The sequence below is a fragment of the Colwellia sp. BRX10-9 genome (assembly GCF_014077405.1).
GTDB lineage: Bacteria > Pseudomonadota > Gammaproteobacteria > Enterobacterales > Alteromonadaceae > Colwellia_A.
In genome coordinates this window covers 1-5,113 of sequence record NZ_JACGVV010000065.1, presented here as the reverse complement: position 1 = coordinate 5,113, position 5,113 = coordinate 1, and the positions used below count along the sequence as shown (strand labels likewise).

Here is a 5,113-nt window from a genome sequence, read left to right as displayed (position 1 = left end):
TTAAAACAACTTGGCTTTCCTAAGAAGGTATTAGGACATTCGGACGCGGGATGGAGCAGTCTGGTAGCTCGTCGGGCTCATAACCCGAAGGTCGTCAGTTCAAATCTGGCTCCCGCAACCAACTTTAACTCAAGTATAAAGAGTATTTTTACCGAAGGTCGTCAGTTCCCTCTCGAAAGATATGGGCTCTCACAACAAACTTTAACTCAAGTATAAAGAGTGTCTGTACTGAAAGTCGTCACTTCCTTATTTAAAAACATTCTCCGATACAAAATCCAAATTTCATTGTTAAATAATATTTAGTCGCTCTATAACTAAAATATTTTCTAATACATATTTATTTAGTACAAAAAAATCATCATATTAAATTTAACATTATTTGCTGTCTATCCTTTTAAAATTTAATGATATTCTTCATTATTCGCTTTAATTAGAGATAACCGCTAATAAGCTAACGCCAGGGATAAGTAACCAGCTAACCATACACTTGAAGTGTACTCATCTTATTAAACTTTCTTAGAAAATAAATTTTTACTGTTAACACAAACACCGTTTTCTTTAAGAGGCGACAAAGAAACTGATGGATCCCATATTCGCTGCCAAACACCTCCAAGCATACTAAAATCAGGCCTAGCACTTACCTTTTCAGTATGACTCTTAACAATTCCCATACTCGTTTGCTCGCCAACAATAAAATTAAACACATAACTACACTCCACTCCCATACGTAAATCGGATAAAACAATATACTGCTCTGCTTGTTTTACTGAATAAAAGCCTTTCGTGAACCATTGAAGACGTTGCACATCCCATTCATCTTTAATATTAGTAAGCAGAGAGTCTGACGATTGATATGCTTCTAGACTTACCTCAGATACTGAGTCAAACACAGAGACATAGCCCTCGTAATATTGACCATCAGACATAACCAATACCCGCCAAAGTAGCGTAGAAAAAGGCGCAGGTGTACTCAAATAATGATGTGTTTTTATCTGTCGATCGTTTAACGCTGTTGTGACTTTATCGTCTATGTAAAGCTTTGCCACCAAAGACCAACAGATATAAAGTGTGCTTATCGCCAATGCAAAATTATTGATTTTTAAAGCACTTGCCGGTTTAACTCTGGGCAGAAAAATAACAATAAACGCAAACAATAGCGGTAAGGTATACATGGGGTCAATGATAAACAAATTAGAGACCGCAAAGGGATATTCAGTAATAGGCCACAGCAATTGCGTACCGTAAACAGTGAAGCTGTCCAAAATCCCATGAGTAGATAAGCACAGAAATACCAACAAAAACCAGTGTTTCTTATAAATGGCTGTAGCTTGATGACATTTGGTTATTAACCAGGCAATTAAAGGGCTAATGAGCAAATGTACTAATAACGAGTGGCTAAATCCTCGATGGTAGGTAAAAGCTTCAACATCACCGCTATAGGGTAAGAATACATCTAAGTCCGGCAATGTTCCTAAAACGGCACCATAAATAGCTGCTTTAGGACCAACTTTATTACCTAATACCGCATAGCCGACAGCGCCGCCCAAGACAGCTTGTGTTAATGAATCCATAATGACCTTGCCGATTTAACAATTATTATTCTAATACGCCTTTATCTACAATTCTAGATCAATTGAGACAGCAAATTTTCTTTGGTTTTTCATACTGTTTAAATTGTTAATAAACTATATTCATTCAGTTTACTGACAATTTTAACAAGAAGCTTGTTGTTCATAGAGCGTGACATGACATAAACTTTTTATGGCATTTAACTCATATAATATACTCATGACATAGATAGAATAACTAAGGTAATGATTAACATCTTGTTCGACGATCAAAGTTTCATTATTCCAAGATAAAAAAACCGCAATTAAGCGGCTTATATTATGATGCTAGTAGACTTATTTTGCTCTCATATCTAATATTGGCATATTACTACTACCTAAAATTGTTGCTGGAAGCTTACCATCCCAGTTTTGAGCTTCTGTTAGCTTAACAATTAAAGGGTTGTTACCCAGTGCTTTAGCTTTAGCCGTAATCGCTTCAGCTTCAGCTAAGCCTTTAATTCGAATAGATTCAGCTTCTGCTATAGCAACGAGCTTAATACCATCTGCTTTTGCTTTTGCCGTATTTACGTCACGTTGCGCTTCTAAATTTTGACGTGCGAGTTTATGTTTCTCCGCATCAGCTAGATTTTTTTCTGTTTGCTTAGTCTCAATAGAGGTTAAGTACTTAGCCGGTAATTGAATGTTTTCAATTTGAATGTTATCAACAGTAACAGGAAAGTCTTTCATTTCTTCGATAAAGCTTGCTTCAATCGCTTGAATGGCACTTGCTCTATCTTGTATTAATTTTTCTGCATCATACTGTGGGATAACATCTTTAGTGGCAGATCTAAAACGAGGATCAAGAATTCTATTTTCAAATTGCTTTAAACCACCGTATTGACGAAAAAGTTCAAGCGCAGCTGTCTTGTCTACCGTCCAGTTAACTGAAACAATAACAGTTACTGGCATTTGCTCTTTAGTACTTGATGCCATTTTTTCTTCATTTTTTCGTGTTCTGACTTCTATCTCTTCAACGCTATCAATAAAAGGCACTTTAAAGTGTAAACCAGGGTTAACCTGCTCTTTGGCTTCACTGAAGCGTTTGACAATGCCGATATGCCCTTCATTGACGGTGTAAACAGAGCTGAAAAATAGGGTAACAGCAATCGCCACTGTTATTATTGATTTAGTTGGGATATTTAATTTTTCTATATTCACTTTTCTACCTCAGAGGCTTAATTAGGTGCCCATATTTAAAGACACATTCGTTAAATATTACAGCATGTTATTCGCTATGCAGAGACCATAACCTTTTAAGTGACATAACGTCAAACTTACACCCGAGTGAACCAGCTCTGCAAGTCTAAACAATCGATAAAATTAACCATTAGTAAGTTCACCTTATCAGTTAGGTGAACTCAAAAGTGTTGTATTAATATTTTTTCTGTCGGCCATTCGACAAAAGTTAATGGGTTTGTTGTCATTTATGTGGCATTAGCAATCATCTTAATAGCAATATCAGTTAAATCGGTCACTTCTCCGATGCCGATAGTACTTTCTAACTGAGTTTCCAGATCATCCGCTAAGTCTTTATCTAGACTTTTTAAATAACTGATTTCGTCACGGTAATACATGTTTTGCACTTTATCACTTTTTTTCAATTCAACTTTTAAAATTGCCGGTTTACCGTGATTAGATACTTTCTGGGTATATTCTTTCAATTGGGCAGATTTTTTCAATACTGATAAATCACGATACCAAAAGGAATACTCTTCTTTATCATTTTTATCTTTAGGTAAAACAAGAATATAAAATGCACGAGCAGGTAATTCTTTATAAGCAAGTACCGCAATAATTGATAAGCAAGAATCTCTAAATTTTTGATTGCTCAATAGATTAAGAATAATTTCTTCACTATTTTCATTTTTATAGACAAGGTGCTTAAGTGCAGAGTTACCACTAAAGCTCGCCGCATTAATATATTGTTGGTGCTTAGTTGCTTTTAAGTAGAATGGAATAGAGAAATGATTGTGTGCATATATATTCCTCATCGCTTTCTGCAGACCATAAATACGACTACCGCGTTTTCCGCAGGCTTCAAGGGTATCAACATGTTGATAAATATACTTTCTTATCGCCCTGCAAGTTAAATGTTTACTTTCAATTGTATTCATTAATAATCGAACAGCCCCATGGCTGTCATAACCTAACACAATATATTTCTGTTTTTGTAGTGTTCTATCTTGTTCAGAAAAAGGTACGGTTAATTCAATTTCAATTTCTTCACCGGCTTTAAATTTAGTTTCTTTTACTAGGCTAACTAACAAACCTTGTATAGAGATATTTTTAGTTATACCGGGGATATGAGTAACAACATTATTACTGCGTGTAATTGCCATTTTAAAAGATAATACAAAGCGGTCTTCACCTCTAGAATCATCATTTTCTGCCGTTACAATTTCGGTTTCATCAAGTGAGTCAACTGGACTCAGTTGAAAACGTTTTGGTAATAAATTTTCTAATTCAATGATGTCTTCGCTGACCGGCCGATGTATTGTTTCATACAAGCTAGTAATATCTGATAAGGTGATCATATGATCGCAATTACTGATCATATCTAGCGCCGCTTTCGGGATAGCCCTATTTAACACAGCCATCTTAGGATGAACATGACAAGGTAAGGCAGACGGAACATAAGCATCTTCTACAGAATTAATAAACGATGAGGATATTTTGACTACTCTCAAAAGGCTATTTTTGAAATAATTATTAAAAACAGCTTTGACGCTTCTATTATTAACAAAATCGTCATACCAAATAAGGGAATAAATGAAGGTATCTTTATATTTAGATTTTAATATAAAAGCATATTTATCAACCGTATTCCTCTCATTTAACGCCTTTTGTATATCTTCGTTACCCAGTAGTACGGGTAAGTGAAAATTTTCATCTGTATCACTAAAAAACCGCCAAAACTCATCATTACCCGATGTTTTCATCGCAACTTTCGCATGCCATGCATTATTATTTTTATAACATAGTAACGGAATGTCGTGAGTTTTATTTAGATACAGTTGCTCGTAACCTTTAGAGGTAACAGAATCAAACAAAGGGGTGATAAATCGTTCTGTAGGACCAATAATAGCCAATTTTTTTTGTCTTAGGTAATGAGCGAACAAAACCCGCATTTGCTGATCTGTTAATGGACTTGAAAATTTCAATAAGTATTCAAACTTATTTGCAGAAGATTTTTGACTATCAATAATAACAAATCCGAGTTCAAGCTCTTCAGTGAAATCTATTTCGGTATGATGGTCATATAGCCACAGGTACACTTTATTTGCTATAACACCTGCTATTTCGTGAGAGGTCTGAATAACAACTTTTTGATTATTCATCTTCTCAATATTAGCCGTAATACCTACCTCTTTTTTCCCTTGCGCGGTCATACCCATAATAGGGTTGATAAAGACTTTACAAGCAGAGTTAAGTTTTTTAAGTTCGTTAATTATTCTATTTTTATTTACTAAGGGTTTAGGTTCGGTTTTATCTATTTTAAATTC

3 protein-coding genes and 1 tRNA gene are annotated in these 5,113 nt (G+C 35.0%); 1 reads left to right on the top strand and 3 read right to left on the bottom strand.

Annotated features, from left to right (window positions below):
* The first annotated feature begins 44 nt into the window (after window positions 1-44).
* Window positions 45-121: transfer RNA gene (locus H4J69_RS19300), tRNA-Met, on the top strand.
* Between the two features lie 385 nt (window positions 122-506).
* On the opposite strand, the gene H4J69_RS19295 is transcribed toward H4J69_RS19300, so the two are convergent.
* The 3 genes from H4J69_RS19295 to H4J69_RS19285 form a co-directional block, all read right to left on the bottom strand.
* On the bottom strand, window positions 507-1,571 hold the full coding sequence (locus H4J69_RS19295; RefSeq protein ID WP_182245151.1) for a metal-dependent hydrolase: 1,065 nt from the start codon (window positions 1,569-1,571) through the stop codon (window positions 507-509).
* Window positions 1,572-1,904: 333 nt separating this feature from the next.
* Window positions 1,905-2,732 carry a prohibitin family protein gene (locus H4J69_RS19290; protein WP_395881227.1) on the bottom strand — a complete coding sequence of 276 codons (828 nt, stop codon included), beginning with the start codon at window positions 2,730-2,732 and terminating at the stop codon, window positions 1,905-1,907.
* 302 nt (window positions 2,733-3,034) lie between these two features.
* The coding region (locus H4J69_RS19285; RefSeq protein ID WP_182252045.1) for a hypothetical protein at window positions 3,035-5,113 on the bottom strand (2,079 nt) is incomplete at its 5' end.